General features: G+C 62.1%; 22 protein-coding genes and 1 pseudogene. 16 read left to right on the forward strand and 7 right to left on the reverse strand.

The window, feature by feature from the left end; genetic code table 11:
- Positions 1 to 285: pseudogene (locus tag BLP82_RS30985) on the reverse strand (IS110 family transposase); the annotation flags it as partial.
- 86 nt (positions 286 to 371) lie between these two features.
- The gene (gene xthA, locus BLP82_RS27225; protein WP_092175732.1) at positions 372 to 1,184 is read right to left on the reverse strand and encodes an exodeoxyribonuclease III; all 813 of its coding nucleotides are present in this window, start codon (positions 1,182 to 1,184) and stop codon (positions 372 to 374) included.
- Between the two features lie 177 nt (positions 1,185 to 1,361).
- Between xthA and BLP82_RS27230 the strand changes: the two genes are divergently transcribed.
- The 7 genes from BLP82_RS27230 to BLP82_RS27260 all read left to right on the forward strand — a co-directional run bounded on the left by BLP82_RS27230 (position 1,362) and on the right by BLP82_RS27260 (position 12,582).
- A complete protein-coding gene (locus tag BLP82_RS27230; RefSeq protein ID WP_092175736.1) occupies positions 1,362 to 2,006 on the forward strand; it encodes a GNAT family N-acetyltransferase in 645 nt (214 codons plus the stop codon).
- A gap of 65 nt (positions 2,007 to 2,071) precedes the next feature.
- Positions 2,072 to 3,799: an autotransporter assembly complex protein TamA gene (locus BLP82_RS27235; protein WP_218189440.1), complete on the forward strand. Its 1,728-nt coding sequence runs from the start codon at positions 2,072 to 2,074 to the stop codon at positions 3,797 to 3,799.
- Positions 3,796 to 7,482 carry a translocation/assembly module TamB domain-containing protein gene (locus tag BLP82_RS27240; protein ID WP_092175745.1) on the forward strand — a complete coding sequence of 1,229 codons (3,687 nt, stop codon included), beginning with the start codon at positions 3,796 to 3,798 and terminating at the stop codon, positions 7,480 to 7,482. Before BLP82_RS27235 ends, BLP82_RS27240 begins: the two co-directional genes overlap by 4 nt.
- 223 nt (positions 7,483 to 7,705) lie before the next feature.
- Positions 7,706 to 8,179 (forward strand): MarR family winged helix-turn-helix transcriptional regulator, encoded by a 474-nt coding sequence (locus BLP82_RS27245; RefSeq protein WP_072405232.1) that lies wholly within the window; start codon positions 7,706 to 7,708, stop codon positions 8,177 to 8,179.
- Positions 8,176 to 9,645, forward strand: a complete 1,470-nt coding sequence (locus BLP82_RS27250) for an efflux transporter outer membrane subunit (RefSeq protein ID WP_092175750.1) — start codon at positions 8,176 to 8,178, stop codon at positions 9,643 to 9,645. The genes BLP82_RS27245 and BLP82_RS27250 overlap by 4 nt, the downstream gene beginning before the upstream one ends.
- A 15-nt stretch (positions 9,646 to 9,660) precedes the next feature.
- Positions 9,661 to 10,860, forward strand: coding sequence for an HlyD/EmrA/EmrK family protein (locus BLP82_RS27255; protein ID WP_092175754.1), 1,200 nt, complete (start codon positions 9,661 to 9,663; stop codon positions 10,858 to 10,860).
- 192 nt (positions 10,861 to 11,052) lie between these two features.
- Positions 11,053 to 12,582 carry a DHA2 family efflux MFS transporter permease subunit gene (locus tag BLP82_RS27260; RefSeq protein WP_092175758.1) on the forward strand — a complete coding sequence of 510 codons (1,530 nt, stop codon included), beginning with the start codon at positions 11,053 to 11,055 and terminating at the stop codon, positions 12,580 to 12,582.
- A 120-nt stretch (positions 12,583 to 12,702) separates the two neighbouring features.
- Here BLP82_RS27260 and BLP82_RS27265 read toward each other — a convergent pair whose 3' ends face one another.
- Positions 12,703 to 13,458 carry a UDP-2,3-diacylglucosamine diphosphatase gene (locus BLP82_RS27265; protein WP_092175762.1) on the reverse strand — a complete coding sequence of 252 codons (756 nt, stop codon included), beginning with the start codon at positions 13,456 to 13,458 and terminating at the stop codon, positions 12,703 to 12,705.
- Positions 13,455 to 13,958, reverse strand: a complete 504-nt coding sequence (locus BLP82_RS27270) for a peptidylprolyl isomerase (RefSeq protein WP_072405388.1) — start codon at positions 13,956 to 13,958, stop codon at positions 13,455 to 13,457. Before BLP82_RS27270 ends, BLP82_RS27265 begins: the two co-directional genes overlap by 4 nt.
- Before the next feature lie 249 nt (positions 13,959 to 14,207).
- Here BLP82_RS27270 and BLP82_RS27275 point away from each other — a divergent pair, with 249 nt between their 5' ends.
- From BLP82_RS27275 to BLP82_RS27285, 3 genes are all read left to right on the forward strand, one after another.
- Positions 14,208 to 15,908, forward strand: coding sequence for a glutamine--tRNA ligase/YqeY domain fusion protein (locus BLP82_RS27275; RefSeq protein ID WP_092175766.1), 1,701 nt, complete (start codon positions 14,208 to 14,210; stop codon positions 15,906 to 15,908).
- A 20-nt stretch (positions 15,909 to 15,928) separates the two neighbouring features.
- The gene (gene cysS / locus BLP82_RS27280; protein WP_092175770.1) at positions 15,929 to 17,311 is read left to right on the forward strand and encodes a cysteine--tRNA ligase; all 1,383 of its coding nucleotides are present in this window, start codon (positions 15,929 to 15,931) and stop codon (positions 17,309 to 17,311) included.
- Positions 17,312 to 17,658: 347 nt separating this feature from the next.
- Positions 17,659 to 18,114 (forward strand): DUF2214 family protein, encoded by a 456-nt coding sequence (locus tag BLP82_RS27285; protein WP_092175774.1) that lies wholly within the window; start codon positions 17,659 to 17,661, stop codon positions 18,112 to 18,114.
- 193 nt (positions 18,115 to 18,307) lie between these two features.
- Here BLP82_RS27285 and csrA read toward each other — a convergent pair whose 3' ends face one another.
- Entirely contained in the window at positions 18,308 to 18,502 is a 195-nt protein-coding gene (csrA, locus tag BLP82_RS27290; protein ID WP_003179932.1) for a carbon storage regulator CsrA, read from the reverse strand.
- Between the two features lie 247 nt (positions 18,503 to 18,749).
- On the opposite strand from csrA, the gene BLP82_RS27295 reads away from it, so the two are divergent.
- Positions 18,750 to 19,115 carry a penicillin-binding protein activator LpoB gene (locus BLP82_RS27295; protein WP_092175779.1) on the forward strand — a complete coding sequence of 122 codons (366 nt, stop codon included), beginning with the start codon at positions 18,750 to 18,752 and terminating at the stop codon, positions 19,113 to 19,115.
- A 156-nt stretch (positions 19,116 to 19,271) separates the two neighbouring features.
- On the opposite strand, the gene BLP82_RS27300 is transcribed toward BLP82_RS27295, so the two are convergent.
- On the reverse strand, positions 19,272 to 19,961 hold the full coding sequence (locus tag BLP82_RS27300) for an endonuclease (protein ID WP_060738188.1): 690 nt from the start codon (positions 19,959 to 19,961) through the stop codon (positions 19,272 to 19,274).
- 5 nt (positions 19,962 to 19,966) lie between these two features.
- A complete protein-coding gene (locus BLP82_RS27305; RefSeq protein WP_053121397.1) occupies positions 19,967 to 20,266 on the reverse strand; it encodes a DUF1654 domain-containing protein in 300 nt (99 codons plus the stop codon).
- A gap of 205 nt (positions 20,267 to 20,471) precedes the next feature.
- Between BLP82_RS27305 and BLP82_RS27310 the strand changes: the two genes are divergently transcribed.
- The 5 genes from BLP82_RS27310 to BLP82_RS27330 all read left to right on the forward strand — a co-directional run bounded on the left by BLP82_RS27310 (position 20,472) and on the right by BLP82_RS27330 (position 25,642).
- Positions 20,472 to 20,930, forward strand: a complete 459-nt coding sequence (locus BLP82_RS27310) for a hypothetical protein (RefSeq protein ID WP_092175783.1) — start codon at positions 20,472 to 20,474, stop codon at positions 20,928 to 20,930.
- A gap of 146 nt (positions 20,931 to 21,076) precedes the next feature.
- On the forward strand, positions 21,077 to 22,036 hold the full coding sequence (locus tag BLP82_RS27315) for a sugar ABC transporter substrate-binding protein (protein WP_060738186.1): 960 nt from the start codon (positions 21,077 to 21,079) through the stop codon (positions 22,034 to 22,036).
- Between the two features lie 55 nt (positions 22,037 to 22,091).
- Positions 22,092 to 23,645: a sugar ABC transporter ATP-binding protein gene (locus BLP82_RS27320; RefSeq protein ID WP_092175787.1), complete on the forward strand. Its 1,554-nt coding sequence runs from the start codon at positions 22,092 to 22,094 to the stop codon at positions 23,643 to 23,645.
- Positions 23,642 to 24,619: an ABC transporter permease gene (locus BLP82_RS27325; RefSeq protein ID WP_060738184.1), complete on the forward strand. Its 978-nt coding sequence runs from the start codon at positions 23,642 to 23,644 to the stop codon at positions 24,617 to 24,619. Before BLP82_RS27320 ends, BLP82_RS27325 begins: the two co-directional genes overlap by 4 nt.
- 3 nt (positions 24,620 to 24,622) lie before the next feature.
- Positions 24,623 to 25,642, forward strand: a complete 1,020-nt coding sequence (locus BLP82_RS27330) for a LacI family DNA-binding transcriptional regulator (RefSeq protein WP_092175792.1) — start codon at positions 24,623 to 24,625, stop codon at positions 25,640 to 25,642.
- Position 25,643: the final 1 nt, after the last annotated feature.

Below are 25,643 nucleotides of genomic sequence, written 5' to 3' on the forward strand. Positions count from 1 at the left end.
ATCGACATAGTCGTTCTTGTTGCTTTTGACGTAAGGACGTACATGTTGGGCTGCTATGAGTTTGGGTTGATGGCCACAACTGACTGCGAATCGGCCCATGAAATGCGCACCGCCGCAGGCTTCCATAGCCAGGGTGCAAGCGGGCAGTTGAGCAATGAAGGCAAAAACCTGAGCGCGTGAAACCTTGGCACGGAACAGGTGGCGCCCGCGGTTATCTTGACCGTAGAAGTGGAAGCAGTTTTTGCCTAGATCCAAGCTGGTAATAGCAAGATTGTCAGTATTCATGGCGGCGGTCTCCGGTAGATCCCCCAGTGAAAGCTTAGCTTTCACTGGGGGAGGTCTGAGAGGACCATTTCATTAGGGGGACGCGATCAGCTCAATTGCAACCAGATCGGCGCGTGGTCCGACGGTTTTTCCATGCCCCGCAGCTCATAGTCCACGCCAGCGTCCTTGACCCGCGGCAGCAGGCCGTGGGAGGTGAGGATCAGGTCGATGCGCAGGCCGCGCTTGGGCTCGTCCTCGAAACCGCGGCTGCGGTAGTCGAACCAACTGAAACGGTCGGTGACGTCCGGGTTCAGGTGGCGGAAGCTGTCCACCAGGCCCCAGTTCTTCAGGCGGGCCATCCATTCGCGCTCTTCCGGCAAGAAGCTGCATTTGCCGGTTTTCAGCCAGCGCTTCATGTTGTCCGGGCCGATGCCGATGTCGCAGTCTTCCGGGGAAATGTTCACGTCGCCCATCACCACCACCGGCTGGTCGTTGCTGAAGCGGCTTTCCAGCAGTTGCTGCAAATCGCTGTAGAATCGCTCCTTGGCCGGGAATTTGGTCGGATGGTCACGGCTTTCACCCTGGGGGAAGTAACCGTTCATGATGGTCACCGGTACGCCGTTGGCATCGGCGAAGGTGCCCCAGATGAAGCGCCGCTGGGCGTCCTCGTCGTCACTTTCGAAGCCTTTGTACAGGCTCAGCGGCGCCTGGCGGGAGAGCAGGGCGACGCCGTAGTGGCCTTTTTGCCCGTGGTAATGCACGTGGTAACCCAGGGCCTGCACCTCGGCCAGGGGGAATTGTTCGTCGTGAACCTTGGTTTCCTGCAGCCCGATCACATCCGGCTGGTGCTTCTCGATCAGCGCCGCCAGCTGATGGGGGCGGGCGCGCAGCCCGTTGATGTTGAAGGAGACGATCTTCATGGTCGGCTGTCCTGGCAAAACTGCGATGCTAGCTGACATGTGGGAAGGGAGCCAGCGTGGCAGTAGGACAAATGCGCTGCTAATGTCCTGTGGGTGTAGGAACGATCGTAACCCAATCGGGTTCGTACTCAATAAGAGCAGGGCCCCATCGAGCCTCGCCCCAGGAGATCTACCGTCATGCCTGAAACCGCCATCGCCGACGTCCATATGCTCGACAGTGGTTATTCCCGCGAAGCCCGTTCGTTGCTGTACCAGGCCTATCGCCATGAGCCTACCTTCAGCTACCTGTTCGAGTCCGAGCGTCCCGGTTATGAACAGCGGGTACGGGCCACGGTGCGTGAGCTGGTCAAACAGCATTTTCTCCAGGACCTGCCGGCCATCGGCCTGCTGGTCAACGACCGCCTGATTGGCATCGCCCTGATCGCCCCGCCGCAGCGGCGCCTGGGCATCACCGAAAGCTGGGCCTGGCGCCTGCGCATGGTCTTGAGCACCGGTTTTCGCTGCACCCGGCGCTATCTGGAGTACCACGCGGCGGTGCTGGCCTGCCTGCCGTCGGATGCAGTCCATGTATTGCCGCTGCTGGGGGTGCACCCACAGTTCCAGGGCAAGCATTTCGGCGAGCAGTTGCTCGAGGCGGTCCATAACTGGTGTGCGGTGGACGAGCATTCCCAAGGGGTGGTGCTGGACACCGGCAACCCGCGCTACCTTGAGTTCTATAAACGCCAGGGATACGAGGAAATCGGTGAAGTCGCGGTAGGACCGATCCGCGAGCATGTGTTCTTCCACGCCAACCCGCAGATTCTGCAAAGCGCAACGGCATAGTCGGGCGAACTTTTAGGAAATGTCCGGCTCTATCAAGCACCTACGCTCGTGATAGCATCCGCGCCATGAATCTCCCAGGAAGAATGACCGGTGGCGCGCTCTTGCTGTCCTTCAGCTGCGCGGCACTGGCAAACAGTGAATTGGAAGTACGCGTCCAGCCGTCCAATGATGAACTCAAGGCCAACGTCGAAGGTTACATCGGTGGCGTGGGGGACCGTGACGAGGAAGCCTTGCTGCGCTTCAGTCGCGGCGCCGAGGAACAGGCGCGCAAGGCCGCCCAGGCGCTGGGCTACTACCAGCCGCAGATCGACAGCGAGGTCAAGGGCGGCAAGGATCCACGGCTGGTGCTGACCATCGACCCCGGCGAGCCGGTGCACCTGCGCAACGTCACCGTGCGCATCGATGGGCCGGCGGCTTCGCTCAAGGCTTTTCGCGTGCCCGACAACGCCGCGCTGAAGCCCGGCGCGGTACTCAACCATGGTCGCTATGAAGACGCTAAACGGGTGATCCAGAACCAGGCCTCGCGCTACGGTTATTTCAGCGGTCGTTTCACCCAGCAGAAACTCCTGGTGGACCCCCAGGCGGGCATCGCCGATATCGAACTGGTCTACGACAGCGGCCCGCGCTATGCCTTGGGCCCGGTGAGCTTCGAGGGCGACACGCCGTTCGACGAAGACCTGCTGCAACGCATGGTGCCGTTCAAGGCCGGCACGGCGTACGACTCCGAGCTGATTGCCGAACTCAACCAGGCCTTGCAATCGAGCGGCTATTTCGAAGGCGTTCGGGTGGATGCGGCCCCCACCGCCGCCACCAACAATGTCATTCCGGTGGCGGTCAAGCTCGATACGCGCAAGCCACGCACCATGGGCCTGGGCCTGGGTTTTTCCACCGACGTAGGCCCCCGGGCCAAAGCCAACTGGACACGCCACTGGGTCAACCCCCAGGGCCACAGCTATGGCTGGGAAGCGGAAGTGTCGGCGCCCCGGCAAAACGTCGGACTGTGGTACGACGTGCCGCTGGACCCGCCGCTGACCGACAAGATGCGCTACGCCGGCGGTTATCAATATGAAGAACTGGCCGGCACTGACAGCCTCAGCAAACTGCTCACCGTGGGCCCGGAATGGCACAGCAAGTTGCCCAGCGGCTGGCAGCGGGTGGTGTCGCTCAAGTGGCAGCGCGAGGAGTACCGCCTCGGCGACGATGCTGGCCTGAGCACGCTGTTGATGCCGGGCGTGAGCTATTCCTATCTGCGCAGCGACAACCGCATCGACCCGCACAACGGCTACCGTTTGCAGTTCGACACCAAGGTCGCCAAGGAAGGGCTGGGTTCGGACAATAACCTTGTATACGGTACCGCCATGGTCAAGGGCCTGACCACGGTGTTCGACAAGCATCGCTTGCTGGCGCGGGCGCAAATCGGCGGCAGCGCCACCAATGGCTACAAATCCATTCCGCCATCCCTGCGCTTTTTCGCCGGTGGCGATCAGAGCGTGCGGGGTTATGACTACCAGAGCCTGTCGCCGGAAAACTCCGAGGGCGACCGTATCGGTGGTCGCTACATGGTCGCCGGCAGCCTCGAGTATCAGTATTCCATCGCGGAAAAATGGCGAGTGGCGACGTTCATCGACCAGGGCAACTCCTTCAACAGCCTTGAGCTGCCGAGCCTGAAGACCGGCGTGGGTGTCGGCGTGCGCTGGGTGTCGCCGGTGGGGCCGATCCGCCTCGACCTGGCCCATGCGATGGACGATGAAGGCGGTATTCGATTGCACTTTTCCATGGGGCCTGAGCTGTGAAGCGTGGTGTGAAGATAACGCTACTGGCCCTCGTTGGGGGGCTGCTGGCGGTCGTGCTGGCCTTGAGCACGGTGCTGGGCACGGCATTTGGCAGCCGCTGGGCCCTCGACCTGGTGCCGGGGCTGGCCGTGGAGAATTTCCAGGGGCGGCTGGGCGGGCAGTGGAGCGCCGATCACCTGCTGTGGCAGCAGGGCGACAGTCGGGTGGCGATGGATCGAGTGATATTCGCCTGGTCGCCGTTGTGCCTGGCGCGCATGACCCTGTGCATCGAACAGCTCAAGGCCGACCAGGTCGCCTTGCAATTGCCTGCCTCCGCCGATGAGCCGAGCAGCGGCCCGATCAGCTTGCCGGACCTGGACTTGCCGCTCGCGATCGAATTGGGCGATGTGCAAGTCGGCAGCCTGTCGTTCAACGGCAGCGAGCAACTCAAGGGCCTGCAATTGGCCGCCCATTGGACCGCCGAGGGCCTGCAGATCGACTCGGTGCAGTTGCAGCGCGATGAGCTGGGTCTGAAACTGTCCGGCCTGCTCAAGCCCGGCGGCGACTGGCCGTTGAATGCCGAAGGCCGGTTGACCTTGCCAGCACCGGGCGCCACGCCTTGGGCCCTGGACCTGAAAGTCGACGGCAACCTGCTCAAGACCCTCAACCTCAAGGCCGACAGTAGCGGCTACCTGCAAGGCCAGTTGACCGGTGAGCTGCAACCGCTGGCGGACAACCTGCCCGCCAAGGTGCGTATCACCGCCGACGGTTTCAAGGCCAGCGCCGAGCTGCCGGACACGCTGTTGCTCAATCAGTTGGAATTGACCGGCGAAGGCGATCTGAAAAATGGCTATCAATTGCTTGGCAAGGCGACATTGCCCGCCGAAAAAGGGCCAGTGGCATTGCTGCTGCAAGGCACCGTGGACGCCAATGGCGCACGGATCGCCGGCCTGGATCTGGACGCCGGCAATCAGCAAAGCCTGAAACTCAGCGGGCAGGTGGACTGGCGCGACGGCTTGAGCGCCGAGGCGAAAGTCGCCTGGCTGGATTTCCCCTGGCATCGCCTGTATCCACTGATCGACGAGCCACAGGTGACATTGCGCAGCTTCAATGGCGAAGTCTCGTACACCGATGGCAACTACCTGGGCAATTTCCAGGCCGCGCTGGACGGCCCCGCCGGGGCGTTCAGCCTGGACAGCCCGTTCAGCGGCAACCTGACGCAGATCCATCTGCCGCAACTCAAGCTCGCCGCGGGGCAGGGCAAGGCCGAAGGACACCTGAGCCTGCAATTTGCCGACGGCATTGCCTGGGACACGGCGCTGCAACTGTCGGCCATCAACCCGGCGTACTGGCTCGGCGAGCTGCCCGGAACCCTGGCCGGGCCGTTGCGCAGCAAAGGCGCGATGAAGAACGGCCGACTCGAGCTCGACGCGGACCTGGATCTCAAGGGCAAGCTGCGCGGCCAACCGGCGCTGTTCCAGGCCAAGGCCAGTGGTGCCGGCGAGCAGTGGAACCTCAGCGCGCTGGACATCCGCCTGGGGGATAACCGCATCAACGGCACCGGCAGCCTGCAACAGAAACTCACCGGCCAGATCGACATCAAGCTCGCCCGCCTGGCCCAGCTCTGGCCGCAATTGCGCGGCCAGGTCGTTGGCCGGGTCGATGTCGCCGGCACGCTCAAGGCGCCCCAAGGCAAGCTCGGTCTGCAAGGCACGCAATTGGCGTTGCAGGACAATCGCCTACAAAGCCTGAACCTGGACGCGACCCTCGACAGCACCCAGCGCGGCAAGCTCGACCTCAAGGCCAGCGGCATCCGCGCCGGCGAAACGTCCCTGGGCGTGCTGACCGTCAGCGGACAGGGCGACATCAATCGGCAAACACTCAACCTGGACTTGCAAGGGCCGCAGCTCGACACGACCCTGGCGCTCGACGGCGCCCTCGACCAGGGCAATTGGCGCGGACGCCTGGCCAGTGGCGAAGTACAGGCCGGCGGGCAAGCCTGGCGCCTGCAAGCCCCGGCGAAACTGGAGCGCCTGACCGATGGCACGCTTAACGTCGGCGCCCATTGCTGGCGTTCCTTTGATGCCAGCCTGTGCGGTGAAGACCAGCGGCTGATGCCGGAGCCGAAGCTGCGCTATCACCTCAAGCAATTCCCCATCGAAAGCCTGGCCCAGTGGATGCCCAAGGATTTTGCCTGGCAGGGTCGGCTCAATGCGGACCTGCAACTGGACCTGCCGGCGAGTGGCCCGAATGGCCGGGTCCTGGTGGACGCCAGTGGCGGTACGTTGCGCATCCGTGACAAGGCCGGGGACAAGGCGCAATGGCTGGACTTCCCCTACCAGACCTTGACGCTCAATAGCCGCCTGACCCCCAAGCGCATCGACACCGACCTGAATTTCGTCGGTGCCAAGCTCGGCGAGCTGATGCTCCAGGCGCAGATCAATCCGCTGCCGGCCAGCAAGCCCTTGAGCGGTTCGTTCCGCCTGACCGGCCTTGACTTGTCCGTGGCCCGGCCGTTCGTGCCGATGGTGGAAACCCTCACCGGTCACCTGAACGGCAGCGGGACGTTGTCGGGTGGTTTGCTCGCGCCCCAGGTCAACGGCAACCTGGTGCTCAGCGACGGCGAAGTCTCCGGCCCGGAACTGCCGATCAGCCTCGAAGCCCTGCAGGTGCGGGCGATGATTGCCGGCGAAACGGTACGGCTCGACGGCGCCTGGAAAAGCGGCAAGCGCGGGCAGGGCAGCCTGACCGGGAACATCGGCTGGGGCGAAGCCCTGACCCTGAACCTGGCCCTCAAGGGCTCCCAACTGCCGGTCACCGTCGAACCGTACGCGGTGCTCGATGTCGCCCCGGACCTGAACATCACGATGCAGGGCGAGCGGCTTTCCATTGCCGGCAAGGTCCTGGTGCCCAAAGGCGAGATCACCGTCCGCGAACTGCCGCCGTCTACCGTCAAGGTGTCGGATGACACGGTGATCGTCGGCCACCAGACCGAGGAGGGCAAGGCGCCGATAGCCATGGCGATGAACATCGACGTGATCGTCGGCCAGGACAAACTCGCGTTCTCGGGTTTCGGCCTGACGGCCAACGTCCAGGGGCAAGTGCACATCGGCGACAACCTGGACACCCGCGGTGAACTGTGGCTCAACGACGGCCGCTATCGGGCCTACGGGCAACGGTTGACGGTGCGTCGGGCCCGGCTGCTGTTCGCCGGGCCCATCGACCAGCCCTACCTGGACATCGAGGCGATTCGCCAGACCGACGACGTGATCGCCGGCATCCGCTTGAGCGGCAGCGCCGAGCAACCGACCACGCAAATCTTCTCGGAGCCGGCCATGAGCCAGGAGCAGGCGTTGTCCTACCTGGTACTGGGCCGGCCGCTGAGCACCACGGGCGAGGACAACAACATGCTCGCCCAGGCGGCGCTGGGCCTGGGGTTGATGGGCAGCTCGGGCGTGACCAGCAGCCTGGCCAATAACCTGGGCATCGACGATTTCCAACTCGACACCCAAGGCAGCGGCAACACCACCAGCGTGGTCGCCAGCGGCAACCTCTCGGAAAAACTCAGCCTGCGCTACGGCGTCGGCGTGTTCGAACCGGCCAACACCATCGCCCTGCGCTACAAGCTCAGCAAGAAGGTTTACCTCGAAGCCGCCAGCGGCGTCGCCAGTTCGCTGGATATCTTCTACAAGCGCGATTTCTGAAGTCCTTTCCAATCATTGTGGGAGCGGGCTTGCTCGCGAATGCGGTGTGTCATTCAACAGATAAGTTGACTGATCTACCGCATTCGCGAGCAAGCCCGCTCCCACAGTTTTGTCTGCATTTTGTCTGCTTGTACGTAGCAAGCTAACTATTTGTTTGACATTTGCTGCCTAAGCAGTAATATCTCGACATAAATTCACTGCCTAGGCAGCAAACGGTGCTCAGATGAAGCATTTCACCCCAGACGAATTTCACAATTGCCACCTCGGCATGCTGCTCGGCCGCGCCGCGCTGCTCAAGGACCGGATCATCGACACCCACATGGAGCCCGTCGGTATAACCGCCGCCCAGTTCAAGGTGTTGATCATCATGGCCCAGCACGGCATCGACACACCGGTGGAGCTGTGTCGCTACCTGTCCCTGGACAGCGGCTCGATGACGCGGATGCTCGATCGCCTGGAGCAGAAAGGTTTCCTGGTCCGCCAGCGCTCGGCAGAGGACCGGCGCCAGGTGCAGTTGGTGCTGACCGAAGCCGGCCAGGCCCTCGCTGATCGCCTGCCGTTCATTGGTGCCGACGCCATGAACCAGTTGGCCGGCGCCATCAGCCGCGAGGAGCTGCAAACCCTCGAAGACATCCTCAAGAAAATACTGCTCGCCGCCGGTGATCCCATCACCGTGTTGCGATTGGGGGACAAATGAAACATCAAACCTTGCGTACCCGCTTGAGCCTGGTGCTGTTGGCCATGAGCCTCGCCGGTTGTGCCAGCTACAGCGGCCTGAAGACCGAAGGCGTCAGCCTCGAGGCCAAGAGCCTCCAGGCTGGACAGTCCCTGACCGGGGTCACGCTGTCGCCGGCCGCGTGGCCGAAAAACGACTGGTGGAAAAGCCTCGGTGATCCGCAGCTCGACGGCCTGATCCGTGAAGCCCTGCGCGACAGCCCGGACATGCAGGTCGCCAGCGCCCGGGTCCACCAGGCCAGTGCCGCGGCCTATGCCGCCAACGCGGCGCGCCTGCCGACCCTGGATGCCAGTGGCAGCGTCAGCCGTTCGCGTCTGGCCCGTGACCAGGATCCGCAAGGGCAGGGCGGGGCTTACAGCACCCTGCGTTCGCTGAGCGTGGACTTCAACTACAACTTCGACCTCTGGGGTGGCCAGCGTGCCGCCTGGGAAGCCGCCCTGGGCCAGGCCCGCGCCGCCGAGATCGATCGCCAGGCCGCGCAACTGACCTTGGCCGCCGACGTGGCCCGGGCCTACAGCGACCTGGGCCAGGCCCACATCATTCATGACCTGGCCGCCGAAGACCTCAAGCGCACCCGGCAGATGCTCGACCTGGGCAAGCGCCGCCTCAGCGCCGGTATCGACAGCGAGTACCAGTTCCAGCAGACCGAAAGCCTGGAAGCCAGCGCCGATGCGACCTTGATCGACGCAGAAAAACGCCTGCAAAGCGCCAAGATCGCCCTGGCGGTGCTACTGGGCAAGGGCCCGGATCGCGGCAGTGAAATCGCCCGGCCCAAGGTGCTGCAAGCCAGCGCGGTCGCCTTGCCGTCGAACCTGCCGGCTGAGTTGCTGGGCCGCCGTCCGGACCTGGTCGCGGCGCGCTGGCGGGTCGAGGCGGCCAGCAAGAACATCGAGGCCGGCAAGACCAACTTCTACCCCAACCTCAACCTGAGCGCGGCGGCGGGGGTGCAGTCATTGCTCGGCGATGCGATGTTCGGTTCGCCCAGCCGCTTCTTCAATGTGGCGCCCACCGTGTCGTTGCCGATCTTCGACGGTGGTCGCCTACGGGCGGACCTGGATGCCCGGGACGCCGATTACGACCTGGCGGTGGCGCAGTACAACAAGAGCCTGGTCACGGCCCTTGGCGATGTCAGTGACACCATCAACCAGTTGCGCGACATCGCTCGCCAGATCGGTGCCCAGCAACATGCCACCGACATCGCACAGAACTCTTACGACACCGTGGTCCAGCGCTACGGCTCGGGCATCGGTAATTACCTGGACGTGCTGAGCATCGAGCAGCAATTGCTCCAGGCCCAGCGCCAACTGGCGAACCTGAATGCCGAGCAGATCGATTTGTCGATCCAACTGATGCAGGCCCTGGGCGGTGGTTTCGAAGCCCAGACCCTGGCGGCGGCCACGCCGACCCCTGCCACGCCGACCCACTGATTCGAGGTACTTGTCATGGCGACTGCCGAAACGACTCAATCCGAAAATACACAAGACAGCGGCAACCCACGCAAGCGCAAAGTCATGCTGTTGGCACTGGCGCTGATTGTCATACTCGCGGGCCTGGGCGTGTGGGGCTGGCATGAACTGTATGGCCGCTGGAGCGAAAGCACCGACGATGCCTATGTGAACGGCAACGTGGTGGAGATCACGCCGCTGGTTACCGGCACCGTGGTGAGCATCGGTGCCGATGACGGCGACCTGGTGCGTGAAGGCCAGGTGCTGGTGCAGTTCGACCCGAACGATGCCGAAGTCGGGCTGCAAAGTGCCCAGGCCAACCTGGCCCGGACCGTGCGCCAGGTGCGTGGCTTGTACAGCAACGTCGATGGCATGCGGGCGCAGGTCAATGCCCAAGAGGCCGAAGTGCAGAAGGCCCAGGAAAACTACAGCCGCCGCAAGAACCTGGCGGCCGGCGGAGCGATTTCCCAGGAGGAGTTGTCCCACGCCCGGGATGACCTGACCTCGGCGCAGAATGCCCTGGCCAATGCCCGGCAACAGCTCAAGACCACCAGCGCCTTGGTGGACGATACCGTGGTGTCGTCCCATCCCGATGTGCAAGCTGCCGCCGCGCAATTGCGCCAGGCCTTCCTGACCAACGCCCGCAGCACCTTGATCGCACCGGTCACCGGCTATGTGGCCAAGCGCACCGTGCAACTGGGCCAACGGGTGCAGCCGGGCACGGCGTTGATGGCTGTGATCCCGCTGGACCAGCTGTGGATCGACGCCAACTTCAAGGAAACCCAATTGCGCGACATGCGCATCGGCCAGCCGGTGGACATCGAAGCCGACCTGTACGGCAGTGATGTGAAGTACAGCGGCACCATCGACAGCCTGGGCGCCGGGACTGGCAGTGCGTTCGCCTTGCTGCCGGCGCAGAACGCCACCGGTAACTGGATCAAGATCGTCCAGCGGGTGCCGGTGCGCATTCATGTCAATGCCGAAGAACTGGCCAAACATCCGCTGCGAGTCGGCCTGTCGACCCAGGTCAGCGTCAACCTGCACGACCAGAGCGGCCCGGTGCTGGCCCAACAGCCACCGCAGAAAGCCTCGTTCAGCACCCAGGTCTATGACCGGCAGTTGGCCGAGGCCGACGCGATGATCACCCGCCTGATCCACGACAACAGTTCCGCGGCGAGCAAGACCGCGCAGCGCTGAGCACTGTCGCAGGCCGGCCTCTGCATCAGCAGGATGGTGCAGAACCCTGTGGGAGCGGGCTTGCTCGCGAATGCGCAGTATCAGTCAACACAGATGTTGAACGTGGAATCGTCTTCGCGAGCAAGCCCGCTCCCACAGGGTTTGTGTCCTGACCTAAACGATTTCGCCACCTCTGTTTCATAGGATTTCGCAATGAGCAATAACGCGTCCTTCACGCCGCCCAGCCTGTTGCTCAGCACTATCGGGCTGTCGCTGGCGACGTTCATGCAAGTGCTCGACACCACCATCGCCAACGTCGCCTTGCCGACCATTTCCGGCAACCTGGGCGTCAGCTCGGAGCAGGGCACCTGGGTGATCACCTCGTTCGCGGTGAGCAACGCCATCGCCCTGCCGCTCACCGGCTGGCTCAGCCGTCGGTTTGGCGAGGTGAAGCTGTTTTTGTGGGCGACGATGCTGTTCGTGCTCGCTTCATTCTTGTGTGGCATTTCCACCTCGATGCCGGAGCTGATTGGCTTTCGGGTACTCCAGGGGCTGGTGGCCGGGCCGTTGTACCCGATGACCCAGACCTTGCTCATCGCCGTCTACCCGCCGGCCAGGCGGGGCATGGCCCTGGCGTTGCTGGCGATGGTCACGGTGGTGGCGCCGATTGCCGGACCGATCCTCGGCGGCTGGATCACCGACAGCTACAGCTGGCCGTGGATCTTCTTCATCAACGTGCCCATCGGCGTCTTCGCGGTGATGGTGGTGCGCCAGCAACTCAAGGCGCGGCCGGTGGTCACCAGCCATCAGCCGATGGATTATGTGGGGTTGATCACGCTGATCATCGGTGTCGGTGCGCTCCAGGTGATTCTCGACAAGGGCAACGACCTGGACTGGTTCGAGTCGAACTTCATCATCATGGGCGCTGTGATTTCGGTCATTGCCCTGGCGGTGTTCGTGATCTGGGAGATGACCGACCGGCATCCGGTGGTCAATCTTCGGCTCTTCGCCTATCGCAACTTTCGCATCGGTACCATCGTGTTGGTGGGGGGCTACGCAGGGTTCTTCGGCATCAACCTGATTCTGCCGCAGTGGTTGCAGACCCAGATGGGCTACACCGCGACCTGGGCCGGATTGGCGGTGGCACCCATCGGTATCCTGCCGGTGTTGATGTCGCCCTTCGTCGGCAAGTATGCCCACAAGTTCGACCTGCGCTTGCTGGCGGGCCTGGCGTTCCTGGCCATCGGCCTGAGCTGTTTCATGCGCGCCGGGTTCACCAACGAGGTGGATTTCCAGCACATTGCCTTGGTGCAGTTGTTCATGGGCATCGGCGTGGCGCTGTTCTTCATGCCGACCCTGAGCATCCTGATGTCCGACCTGCCGCCCCACCAGATCGCCGACGGCGCGGGGCTGGCGACGTTCCTGCGGACCCTGGGCGGCAGCTTTGCCGCGTCCCTCACCACCTGGATCTGGATCCGTCGGGCCGACCAGCACCATGCCTACCTGAGCGAAAGCATCAGCACCTTCGAGCCCGCCACCCGTGAAGCGCTCAACCAGCTCGGCGGTGCCAGCACACCGGCCTATGCCCAGCTCGACCAGATTCTCAACAGCCAGGCGTACATGCTCTCCACCGTGGATTACTTCACGCTGCTGGGGTGGGCGTTCATGGGGTTGATCCTGCTGGTTTGGCTGGCCAAACCGCCGTTCGCGGCGAAGGCGGGGCCGGCGTCGGCGGGGCACTGATCCAAAGGTCAATACAATTCAATGTGGGAGCGAGCTTGCTCGCGATGGCGGCCTGACAGTCAACTTTTATGTTGACTGAAACACCTCTATCGCGAGCAAGCTCGCTCCCACAGGGGGATCTCAGGTTGGGTGGGGGGCAGGCAGCTGCGGCGGCGGGGCGAACCCAAACGGCGCCAACGCAAACCCCTGTTCATCCACCTGCAACGCCCAGCCTTGCTTGTCCCAATCCCCCAGCACGATGCGCCGGGCGGCGTGTTCGCCCAGTTGCAGCTTGTGGATGGCAGGGCGGTGGGTGTGGCCGTGGACCAGGATCTTCACCCCGTATTGCTGCATGATCCGCGGGATCTCTTCGGGCGTGACGTCGACGATGTCATTGGCTTTCATGCGTGTCTGCGTGCGGCTTTCGCTGCGCAGTTTGCGCGCCAGTTTCTGGCGGCTGCCCAGCGGCAGGTGCCGCAGGATAAACAGCGTCACCGGGTTGCGCAGCCAGCGCCGCAGCTTCATGTAGCCTTCGTCGCGGGTGCAGAGGCTGTCGCCGTGCATCAGCAGCACCGGCTCGCCATTGAGTTGCACGACACTCGGGTCCTTGAGCAGGGTGCAGCCGGCCGCTTTGCAAAAGGCCTGCCCCAGCATGAAGTCGCGATTGCCGTGCATCAGGAAGATGGCCGTGCCGCTGTCGCTCAATTCGCGCAGGGCCTGGCAGATGGAACGCTGGAACGGCGTCATGGCATCGTCGCCGATCCAGGCTTCGAAAAAGTCGCCCAGAATGTACAACGCTTGCGCCGAGCGGGCGCGTGTGGCGAGTAAATCCAGAAACGCCCGGGTGATGTCCGGGCGCTCCTCTTCCAGATGCAAGTCTGAAATCAGCAGTATCACTCAATGATCTCGGCTTTCTCGATGATCACGTCGTCTGCCGGGACGTCCTGGTGGCCAGCCTTGGAAGTGGTGGCGACGCCCTTGATCTTGTCGACCACGTCGGTGCCTTCGATCACTTCACCGAACACCGCGTAGCCCCAGCCCTGTACGGTCTTGGCGCTGTGGTTCAGGAAGCTGTTGTCGGCCACGTTGATGAAGAACTGCGCGGAGGCCGAATGCGGCTCCATGGTACGGGCCATGGCAACGCTGTACTTTTTGTTCGGCAGGCCGTTGTCGGCTTCGTTCTGGATGCTCGGGCGCTTGTCTTTCTTTTCCTTCATGCCCGGTTCGAAGCCGCCGCCCTGGATCATGAAGTTGCCGATGACGCGGTGGAACACAGTGTTTTCGTAGTGGCCGGCGTTGACGTATTCGATGAAGTTGGCCACGGTCAGCGGCGCTTTCTCGGCGTTCAGTTGCAGAACGATGTCACCGAAGTTGGTGGTCAGTTTGACTTTGCTCATGGTCGGTACTCTTTCAAGGAATTCGTGGGTTTCGGGGCACAAACGCCCGCAACCGGTCTGGCTGCAATCGGCCAGGTTGGGCAGTTTAGCGTGCCGGGCACGAATTTCGAGGCTGTTTTTCATCTGGCCGGCGATTAAATTCAATCGTTTGCCGGCCTGGCCTGTCAGGTGCTTGACAGCATCGGCTATGATACGGGCTTTGATTTATCAGGCCGCACCCGGCCGCGCACTTGTCTGTTCAAGGATCCTATGAGCAAGCCCACTGTCGACCCTACCTCGAATTCCAAGACCGGCCCGGCCGTGCCGGTCAATTTCCTGCGCCCGATCATCCAGGCGGACCTGGACTCGGGTAAGCACACACAGATCGTCACTCGTTTCCCGCCGGAGCCCAACGGCTACCTGCACATCGGTCATGCCAAGTCGATCTGCGTGAATTTCGGCCTGGCCCAGGAGTTCGGCGGCGTCACGCACCTGCGTTTCGACGACACCAACCCGGCCAAGGAAGACCAGGAGTACATCGACGCGATCGAAAGCGACGTCAAGTGGCTGGGTTTCGAATGGTCCGGTGAGGTGCGCTACGCCTCGCAATATTTCGACCAGTTGCACGACTGGGCGGTGGAACTGATCAAGTCCGGCAACGCCTACGTGTGCGACCTGACCCCCGAGCAGGCCAAGGAATACCGCGGCAGCCTGACCGAGCCGGGCAAGAACAGCCCGTTCCGTGAGCGCAGCGTGGAAGAGAACCTGGACCTGTTCGCTCGCATGCGCGCCGGTGAGTTCCCGGACGGCGCACGGGTGCTGCGTGCCAAGATCGACATGGCCTCGCCGAACATGAACCTGCGCGACCCGATCATGTACCGCATCCGTCACGCCCATCACCACCAGACCGGCGACAAATGGTGCATCTACCCCAACTATGACTTCACCCATGGTCAGTCGGACGCCATCGAGGGCATCACCCACTCGATCTGCACCCTGGAGTTCGAAAGCCATCGTCCGTTGTACGAGTGGTTCCTCAAGCACCTGCCCGTGCCGGCCACCCCGCGCCAGTACGAATTCAGCCGCTTGAACCTGAACTACACCATCACCAGCAAGCGCAAGCTCAAGCAACTGGTGGACGAGAAGCACGTCAATGGCTGGGACGATCCGCGCATGTCCACGCTGTCGGGCTTCCGCCGCCGTGGCTACACGCCGGCGTCGATCCGCAACTTCTGCGAGATGATCGGCACCAACCGTTCCGACGGTGTGGTCGATTTCGGCATGCTCGAGTTCAGCATCCGTCAGGATCTGGACGCGAATGCCCCGCGCGCCATGTGCGTGTTGCGTCCGTTGAAGGTCGTGATCACCAACTACCCGCAAGACCAGGTCGAAAACCTCGAACTGCCGCGTCATCCGCAAAAAGAAGAACTCGGCGTGCGCAAACTGCCGTTCGCCCGTGAAATCTACATCGACCGCGATGACTTCATGGAAGAGCCGCCAAAAGGCTACAAGCGCCTGGAGCCGAACGGCGAAGTGCGCCTGCGCGGCAGCTACGTGATCCGTGCCGACGAAGCGATCAAGGACGCCGACGGCAACATCGTCGAGCTGCGTTGCTCGTACGATCCGGACACCCTGGGCAAGAACCCTGAGGGCCGCAAGGTCAAGGGCGTGATCCACTGGGTGCCGGCCGCTGCCAGCGTCGAGTGCGAAGTGCGCCTGTACGATCGCCTGTTCCGCTCTCCGAACCCGGAGAAGGCCGAAGACAGCGCGAGTTTCCTGGACAACATCAACCCTGACTCACTGCAAGTGCTGACCGGTTGTCGTGCTGAACCCTCGCTGGGCAATGCACAGCCGGAAGACCGTTTCCAGTTCGAGCGCGAAGGCTACTTCGTCGCGGATATCAAGGACTCGAAACCAGGCCAGCCGGTATTCAACCGTACCGTGACCCTGCGTGATTCGTGGGGCCAGTGATCAAGTCTTAAGGAAACACCGTGCTTACGATCTACAACACGCTCACCAAGAGCAAAGAAGTCTTCAAGCCGCTGGATGGCAACAAGGTGCGCATGTACGTCTGCGGGATGACCGTGTACGACTACTGCCACCTCGGCCATGGTCGCAGCATGGTCGCCTTCGACCTGGTGACCCGCTGGCTGCGGTTCAGCGGTTATGACCTGACCTATGTGCGCAATATCACTGACATCGACGACAAGATCATCAACCGCGCCAACGAGAACGGCGAGTCGTTCGAAGCGTTGACCGAGCGCATGATCGCCGCGATGCATGAAGATGAAGCGCGCCTGAACATCAAGAAACCGGACATGGAGCCGCGTGCCACCGACCACATTCCGGGCATGCACGCGATGATCCAGACCTTGATCGACAAGGGCTTCGCCTACGCCCCGGGCAATGGCGACGTGTACTACCGCGTCGGCAAGTTCATGGGCTATGGCAAGCTGTCGCGCAAGAAGATCGAAGACCTGCGCATCGGTGCGCGGATCGAGGTCGACGAAGCCAAGGAAGATCCGCTGGACTTCGTTCTGTGGAAAGGCGTCAAGCCGGGCGAGCCGAGCTGGGAATCGCCATGGGGCGCCGGGCGTCCGGGCTGGCACATCGAATGCTCGGTGATGTCCACCTGCTGCCTGGGGGAGACGTTCGACATTCATGGCGGCGGCAGCGACCTGGAGTTCCCGCACCACGAAAACGAAATCGCCCAGAGCGAAGCAGCCACCGGCAAGACCTACGCCAACGCGTGGATGCATTGCGGCATGATCCGGATCAACGGCGAGAAGATGTCCAAGTCCTTGAACAACTTCTTCACCATCCGCGACGTGCTCGACAAGTACCACCCGGAAGTCGTGCGTTACTTGTTGGTGTCGAGCCACTATCGCAGCGCCATCAACTACTCGGAAGACAACCTCAAGGACGCCAAGGGCGCCCTGGAGCGTTTCTATCATGCCTTGAAGGGCCTGCCCGCCGTGCCGCCTGCCGGTGGCGAAGCGTTCGTGGCGCGTTTCACCGAAGTAATGAACGACGACTTCGGCACGCCGGAAGCCTGCGCGGTGCTGTTCGAGATGGTGCGTGAGATCAACCGCCTGCGTGAGAGCGATCTCAATGCCGCGGCTGGTCTGGCGGCCCGCCTGAAAGAACTGGCCAGCGTGCTGGGTGTGTTGCAGCTCGAAGCCGATGACTTCCTGCAGGCCGGTGCCGCAGGCCGTGTGGACGCCGCCGAGGTGGAGGCATTGATCCAGGCACGCCTGGCTGCCCGGGCCAATAAGAATTGGGCCGAATCCGACCGCATCCGCGACCAGCTCACCGCCATGGGCGTGGTGCTGGAAGACGGGAAGGGCGGGACGACCTGGCGATTGGCGGACTGAGTCAACCCGAGTCCATGTGGGAGCGGGCTTGCTCGCGAAAGCGGTGTCTCTGTCACTGAGATGTTGAATAAGCCGCCGTCTTCGCGGGCAAGCCCGCTCCCACAGGGCCAGTGGCGTTCATCCAATTGTGGGAGCGAGCTTGCTCGCGATAGCGTCGAATCAGTCAACGATAATGTTGAATGAAAGATTGCCATCGCGAGCAAGCTCGCTCCCACAGTTTTTTGAGCGGTCCACAGGCATCGCATACATTGAAGATCCCACAATTTTTTGTGCTCAGCCTGGCAATCATTCCTTCATGAGCTAGTACTGTCTGGTCGATTCGACGTTCCCACTGTCAGGAGTCTTCCATGTTGGCTCATTGGTCGCTTGCGGCAATTCATCTGCTGGCGTTCGCCCTAGGGTTCTGGGCGGTGCTGACGCGCGGCACGGCGCTAAGGCGCCTGGCAGGCGGTGTGGATGCGATACGGGGTGTCTTGGTCGCTGACAACCTGTGGGGCCTGTCGGCCCTGGTGCTGTTGGTAACCGGTGGGATGCGCGCTTTCGGCGGGTATGAAAAAGGCACGGATTACTACCTGCATCAACCGCTTTTTCACTTGAAGATGACGTTGCTGCTGCTGATTCTGCTGCTAGAGATCGTACCGATGATCGCCCTGATCAAATGGCGAATGGCACTGGGCAAAGGGAGGGCGATCGATCCTTCGAAAGCCGGCCGACTTGCACGGATCAGCCACATCGAAGCCTTGTTGCTGATCTTGATGGTCGTCGCCGCCACAGGCATGGCGCGCGGCGTGGGCTTGGGCTGACCGGCCGCGAACGCCTGCTTCGTCATCATTAAAACGAAACGTCTGACAGCCATGCCAAGCGCCATGCCATTAGTATCGATTCACGGGCGGGGCGAAAGAAGGCGGGGTGGGGCAGGGTGCGGCGCAGTCGGCCAGAATCTTTAGCCAGCCATTGCGACGATGCAAACGGGCTGGCTGCGGACTGCTGCAATGTTCAGGGAGTTTGCGGCTTGTCAGGGGCGGTAAGGCCGGCCTGAATACGCTGATAGATCTCTTCACGATGCACCGCAACGTTTTTCGGGGCGTTGATGCCGATCCGTACTTGTTGGCCGCTAACGCCCAGAATGGTGATCGTGATGTCGTCACCAATGTTTATGCTTTCACCGACTTTGCGGGTGAGTATCAGCATGGTGTTCTCCTTGATTGCTTTATAGGGCACCTGATTCAGACAGTGCAGATGTCGGTACTGCTTATAGATTAGTGCTAAGTGTCACAATGTGGGTGCCTCTTTCTGACGTGCAGATGCAGCATTAATTCCCAGGGTGCGACTATACAGAGACGCCGGGCAGGATTCTCGTGTTTTGAGCATTGTTTGCGGCGATCTTGACGGGCACGGGTGCTAAAATCCGTGCCTCATGTCTTCCAGGGGAAACGTTGTGCGTAAATTGGCTTGGGTTATCGCGGTATTGGTGCTGGCAGGATGCGGTGAAGGGCGTGACGTCGAAGCTGCGAAACCGAAAGCCGCCGCGACCTCCGCACCGGCCGTCGCTGCCGCGCCGCAGTGGGCCGTCGAGGTTCGTGGCGAGACACCGCAGGCTGTCAGCGACCTGACCGGTTGGCTCATCGAGCACAGCTTCATGTCGAACGTGGTGCGGGAGAACGGCAAGGAGCGCGTCCTGGTCGGCCCTTTCAGTTCCGAGGCCGAAGCCCAAGCCAAGCAGGAACAGGTCATGGCCGCCCTGGTCCGGGCAAAGAAGCGCAACATCGAGACGTTGGTGGTGGATTACCCGACGGCTCAATAATCGGGCAGCCCAAAAAATCAGCCAAGGCCCAAAACCTGTGGGAGCGAGCTTGCTCGCGATAGGGACATGTCAGTCAACATCAACGTTGGCTGATCCACCGCTATCGCGAGCAAGCTCGCGCCCACAGTTGGTTTTGTGCTGTTCACAAGTGCGAGGTCAACCGCAGGCCTTCATGTCCACCGGTCCCACGAACTCGTTCCCACGTCCCATGACGCACGCCACGCTCTGGTTGCGCTGACGTTCCCAGCTTTCGACCGGGTAGGTCTTGTCCCAGGCTTCATACAGGCGCCGGTCCTGTTTCGACAGGCGCAGGCCATATTGCTTGCTCATGTAGAAATAGGTCCGGGCGATCATCCCCCGGATGGAGGGGCGGGGCATGACTTTCTTTGCCTTGAAATCCACCTGGGTCAGGCATGAGCCGTATTGGCCCTTTTGCTCCGGCAGCCAGCCGAAACTGAAATTGCTGCGATCGCCATTCACTTCCCCGATGCTGGGCACCAGGTTGTGCAGGTCGGCCTCGGCCCGTTGATAGACTGGATCATAGCGGGTGCAGTTCTTGCGACCGCCTTCTTGCCAGCATTGACGCTGATGGCCGATCTGCCAGGCCGGGACAATATGCTCCCACTCGATGCGGGCGGCACGGCTGGCATTCTTGCGCGGTACGTAACCGCAGGCGGCCAGGTTCACGCGATTGCCGGTGTACTTACAGCCGCAGTAGAACTCGGTGGATTGCGGGGCGTAGAGTTTCCAGGCGATTTTCTTGGCTTCGTTGAAGGTGCGCGGAGCACCGGCCTGTGCGCCCATGGCGATGAACACAAGCAAAAAAGCTAAACAGCGAACACTCATCAGGCTCAATCTTCCTTCGGCACAACCCAGAAAACCTGCACACCACCATCGTCGCGATAGGCGAGGGTCACGTTGTCGTTCTCGTCGATCTCTTCCAAGAGGCGCTCCCACTCATCCACCGGCTCGTCGGGTAGGCGGAAGATCAGGGCGGCCTTGGCTTTTTGCGCGGTGGGGGCGTTGATGATTTTCGAGACCCGGAGGCCGAGTCGTGTATAGGAATCTAAGGGGGTGGTTGCAGCGGAGGGGGTGGCCACAGGATTATCCTTATTAAGCTGTACGGGCATACAGTATTTAACCGTAGGCATTTACGCAACTACTTAAAATTCAAGAAGATCGTCTGACAGCCCTTTTTTCGTTTTGGTGTGGGAAAAAGGAATTTTTTATAGGCTGATGTACACAGGCGTTACCCGCTCAGGGTGACGAAGCTATCGATAGGTTTCAGTGGGCGCTCAAGAAACGGCTTCGGCGGGCGATGACCTTCGTAGGAATCCCCCTTCATGGAGTTTTGACATGTCGTTTTCCATCGGCTTTCCCAATGCGGCAGCGGTGACCATCGGTGGAAAATCCGCCGCCACCCTGAAGGCTTTGAGCGAGGCAGAAGACCAGGCCGCCGATGAGGCCTTGGGTACAACGCAAACCTCGGGCAAGGTCCGCACGGGCACGGGCATGGGCGCCGGCGCTGAAGCAACCGACCAGGCGCAGGAGGGCGGTAGCACCCAGAGCGTGGCGGTCCAGGTGCTGCTCAAGCGGATGCAAGAGCTTCAGCAGCAACTCAGGGAGCAGCAACAGCAACTGGCTGCTGCACAGGCACGCGACTATGCCACGGAGGAAGCCAAGACTTCGGCGGTCATGGCAGTCCAGGGACAGATCGCCGACACCAGTGGCGCTTTGCTGGAAGTCACTGGTCACTTGGTCACGGAGTTGTCCAAGGGCAGCGGTTCGGGTTCGGTGGTCAATACGACGGCCTGAGCTTCTACGTTGAGCTGCGACGTTGCGGATCAAACCGCAACGTTGACAAATCTGCGAAGCCTTACCATAGTTCACTTCACGCAAACGTTTGCGCGGCATTCCGTGCATTGATTTGCTCACAATAATCATAAGATCGGAGTGAACCCATGAAGTTGCCATTCGCTGGACGTCTTCTCGCTGTCGCCATGCTTGCGGCCGCATCCGCTGCGCTGCCTATCTCCTCGGCATTCGCCCAGACCGCAGAAAAGCCCAAGGTTGCCCTGGTCATGAAATCCCTGGCCAACGAATTCTTCCTGACCATGGAAGACGGCGCCAAGGCTTATCAGAAGGAACACTCCGCCGATTTCGACCTGATCTCCAACGGGATCAAGGATGAAACCGACACCGCCAACCAGATCCGCATCGTCGAGCAGATGATCGTGTCCAAGGTCGATGCCCTGATCATCGCGCCAGCGGACTCCAAGGCCATGGTGCCGGTGATCAAGAAAGCCGTGGATGCCGGCATCACGGTCATCAACATCGATAACCAACTCGATCCGGCCGTGGTCAAGAGCAAGAACATCAATGTGCCGTTCGTAGGCCCCGACAACCGCAAGGGCGCGCGGTTGGTGGGCGAGTACCTGGCCAAGCAACTCAAGGCCGGTGACGAAGTCGGCATCATCGAAGGTGTCTCCACCACCACCAACGCCCAGGCACGCACCGCGGGCTTCAAGGATGCGATGGAGGCGGCGCAGGTCAAGGTCGTGTCCCTGCAATCCGGCGACTGGGAAATCAACAAGGGCAACCAGGTTGCCGCGTCGATGCTCAGCGAATACCCGAACATCAAGGCACTGCTGGCCGGTAACGACAGCATGGCGGTCGGTGCCGTATCGGCCGTGCGCGCGGCGGGCAAGGCCGGCAAAGTGCAGGTGGTCGGCTACGACAACATCAACGCCATCAAGCCAATGCTCAAGGACGGTCGTGTCCTGGCGACGGCCGACCAGTTCGCCGCCAAGCAGGCCGTGTTCGGCATCGAAACAGCGCTGAAGATGCTCAAGGGCGAAAAAGTCGACAGCGGTACCAACGGCGTTATCGAAACTCCGGTCGAGCTGGTGACCAAGCCGTAATCCTGGCGACACAACGGTGCTCGCCCATCCGGGCGAGCGCATTGGAGAGTTTGTTATGTCCGTTCGCGACCCGAACGCTGTCCTGTGCGTCAGCGGTATCGGCAAGACCTATGCCCAGCCGGTACTGACCGATATCAACCTGACGTTGATGCGCGGTGAAGTGCTGGCGCTGACCGGTGAAAATGGCGCCGGCAAAAGCACCCTGTCCAAGATCATCGGCGGGCTGGTGACGCCGACGACCGGGCAGATGCAATTTCAGGGGCAGGATTATCGTCCCGGCAGCCGGACCCAGGCTGAAGAGCTGGGCGTACGCATGGTGATGCAGGAACTCAACCTGCTGCCGACCCTGTCCGTGGCTGAAAACCTGTTCCTCGACAACCTGCCCAGCCACGGCGGCTGGATCAGTCGCAAGCAATTGCGCAAGGCGGCCATCGAGGCCATGGCCCAGGTGGGGCTCGATGCGATCGATCCCGACACGCTGGTCGGCGAGCTGGGGATCGGTCACCAACAGATGGTCGAGATCGCCCGCAACCTGATTGGCGATTGCCATGTGCTGATTCTCGATGAACCGACCGCCATGCTGACTGCCCGCGAAGTCGAAATGCTCTTTGAGCAGATCACCCGCTTGCAGGCGCGTGGCGTGGCGATCATCTACATTTCCCATCGCCTCGAAGAACTGGCACGGGTCGCCCAGCGCATTGCGGTACTGCGCGATGGCAACCTGGTCTGCGTCGAGCCGATGGCCAACTACGACAGCGAGCAACTGGTGACCCTGATGGTCGGCCGGGAGCTGGGCGAGCATATCGACCTTGGCCCCCGCCAGATCGGCGCGCCGGCGTTGACCGTTAAAGGCCTGACCCGTTCCGACAAGGTCCGCGACGTGTCCTTCGAAGTCCGCAGTGGCGAGATCTTCGGCATCTCTGGCCTGATCGGGGCAGGGCGCACCGAACTGTTGCGGCTGATCTTCGGTGCCGATCCGGCCGACAGCGGCACGGTGGCGTTGGGTTCGCCAGCCCAGGTCGTGAGCATTCGCTCGCCGTCCGATGCGGTGGCCCATGGCATCGCGTTGATCACCGAAGACCGCAAGGGCGAAGGCTTGCTGCTGACGCAGTCCATCGCCGCCAACATTGCCCTGGGTAACATGCCGGAGATTTCCAGTGCCGGCCTGGTCAACGGCAGCGCCGAACTGGCCTTGGCGCAGCGCCAGGTCGATGCCATGCGCATCCGCAGCTCCAGCCCGACCCAGTTGGTGTCCGAGCTGTCGGGCGGCAACCAGCAGAAGGTCGTGATCGGTCGTTGGCTCGAACGCGATTGTGCGGTCATGCTGTTCGACGAGCCGACCCGTGGCATCGACGTCGGCGCCAAATTCGACATTTATGCGCTGCTCGGCGAGCTGACTCGCCAGGGCAAGGCGCTGGTCGTGGTGTCCAGTGATCTGCGGGAACTGATGTTGATCTGCGACCGAATCGGCGTGCTGTCCGCCGGGCGCCTGATCGACACCTTCGAGCGCGACAGCTGGACCCAGGATGACTTGCTTGCCGCCGCATTCGCCGGCTACCAGAAACGTGATGCGTTGCTCAACGAAGCAGCGCCTAGGGATTTTTCATGAAAACCGCATCTGCCGTCGGCAAATCGAGTGGCAACTTCTATGGCCTCGGGACCTACCTGGGCCTGGCTGGCGCACTGCTGGCCATGGTCGCGCTGTTCTCAACCCTGAGCAGCCACTTCCTGTCCTATGACACGTTCAGCACCTTGGCCAACCAGATCCCCGACCTGATGGTGTTGGCGGTCGGCATGACGTTCATCCTGATCATCGGTGGCATCGACCTGTCGGTGGGTTCGGTGCTGGCACTGGCGGCCTCGACGGTCAGCGTGGCCGTGCTCGGCTGGGGCTGGAGTGTCTGGCCATCGGCCTTGCTCGGCATGGCCGTGGCGGCGCTGGCGGGTACGGTCACCGGTTCGATCACCGTTGCCTGGCGGATTCCATCGTTCATCGTCTCCCTCGGCGTGCTGGAAATGGCCCGGGGCCTGGCGTACCAGATGACCGGATCCCGGACCGCCTACATTGGCGACTCGTTCGCCTGGCTGTCCAACCCCATCGCCTTTGGCATCTCGCCTTCGTTCATCATCGCCTTGCTGGTGATCTTCATTGCCCAGGCGGTGCTGACCCGCACGGTGTTCGGTCGCTACCTGATCGGCATCGGCACCAATGAAGAAGCCGTGCGCCTGGCCGGCATCAATCCAAAACCCTACAAGATCCTGGTGTTCAGCCTGATGGGCTTGCTGGCCGGCGTGGCGGCGTTGTTCCAGATTTCCCGCCTGGAGGCCGCGGACCCGAACGCCGGCTCGGGGCTGGAACTGCAGGTGATCGCGGCGGTGGTCATCGGCGGAACCAGCCTGATGGGTGGGCGCGGCTCGGTCATCAGTACCTTCTTTGGTGTGTTGATCATCTCCGTGCTGGCGGCGGGCCTGGCGCAGATCGGCGCTACCGAGCCGACCAAGCGCATCATCACCGGCGCGGTGATCGTGGTGGCGGTCGTGCTCGATACCTATCGCAGTCAGCGCGCCAGTCGGCGGGGCTGAACCATGGCGACGATCAAGGATGTAGCAGCGCTCGCGGGGATTTCCTACACCACGGTGTCCCACGTGGTAAACAAGACGCGGCCGGTCAGCGAAGAGGTGCGGCTCAAGGTCGAGGCGGCCATCGAGCGCCTGGACTATGTGCCCAGCGCCGTGGCCCGTTCGCTCAAGGCCAAGACCACGGCGACCATCGGCCTGTTGGTGCCCAACAGCCTCAACCCTTACTTTGCCGAGTTGGCCCGGGGCATTGAGGATTACTGTGAGCGCAACGGCTATTGCGTGATCCTGTGCAACTCCGACGACAACCCGGACAAGCAACGCAGCTACCTGCGGGTGCTGCTGGAAAAACGCATCGATGGCCTGATCTTCGCGTCCGCCGGAGGTGATGTCGGCCTGGCCGAGGGCCTGGCCAGCGTACGCACGCCCATGGTCATCGTCGACCGCGGGCTCGATGGTGTCGACGCGGACCTGGTGCGCATCGATCATGAATACGGCGCCTACCTGGCGACCCGGCACCTGCTGGAGTTGGGTCACCACGACATCGCCTTCATCGGCGGCCCGGCCGATACCAGCGTGGCGCAGATGCGCCTGGCCGGTTACTGCCGGGCGCTGAAAGAGGCCGGGATCGAGCTGCCTGTCGAGCGCATGCTCGAGAGCGATTTCACCAGTACCGGCGGTTACCGCGCCGCCGCGCAACTGCTTGAACAGCTACCGCCCAGCGCGATCTTCGCGGCCAACGACATGATCGGCATCGGTGTGCTGCGCGCTGCGGCTGAACGCAACGTGCGCGTGCCCAGCGAACTGTCGGTCATCGGTTTCGATGACATCCAGATGAGCCGCTATGTCTACCCGGCGTTGACCACGGTGGGGCAGTCGATCCTGCAGCTCGGGGAGATGGCGGCCGAAGTGCTGCTGCGGCGTATCGCTACGCCGGGCCTTGCCACCGACCAGCGGATCGTGACGCCGAGTATTGTCTTGCGAGAGTCGACTGCACCGCTGTCCGGTACATTCGCCCAATACCGCTGAA

Origin of the sequence: Pseudomonas sp. NFACC37-1 (assembly GCF_900101575.1) — a bacterium.
GTDB lineage: Bacteria > Pseudomonadota > Gammaproteobacteria > Pseudomonadales > Pseudomonadaceae > Aquipseudomonas > Aquipseudomonas fluorescens_AA.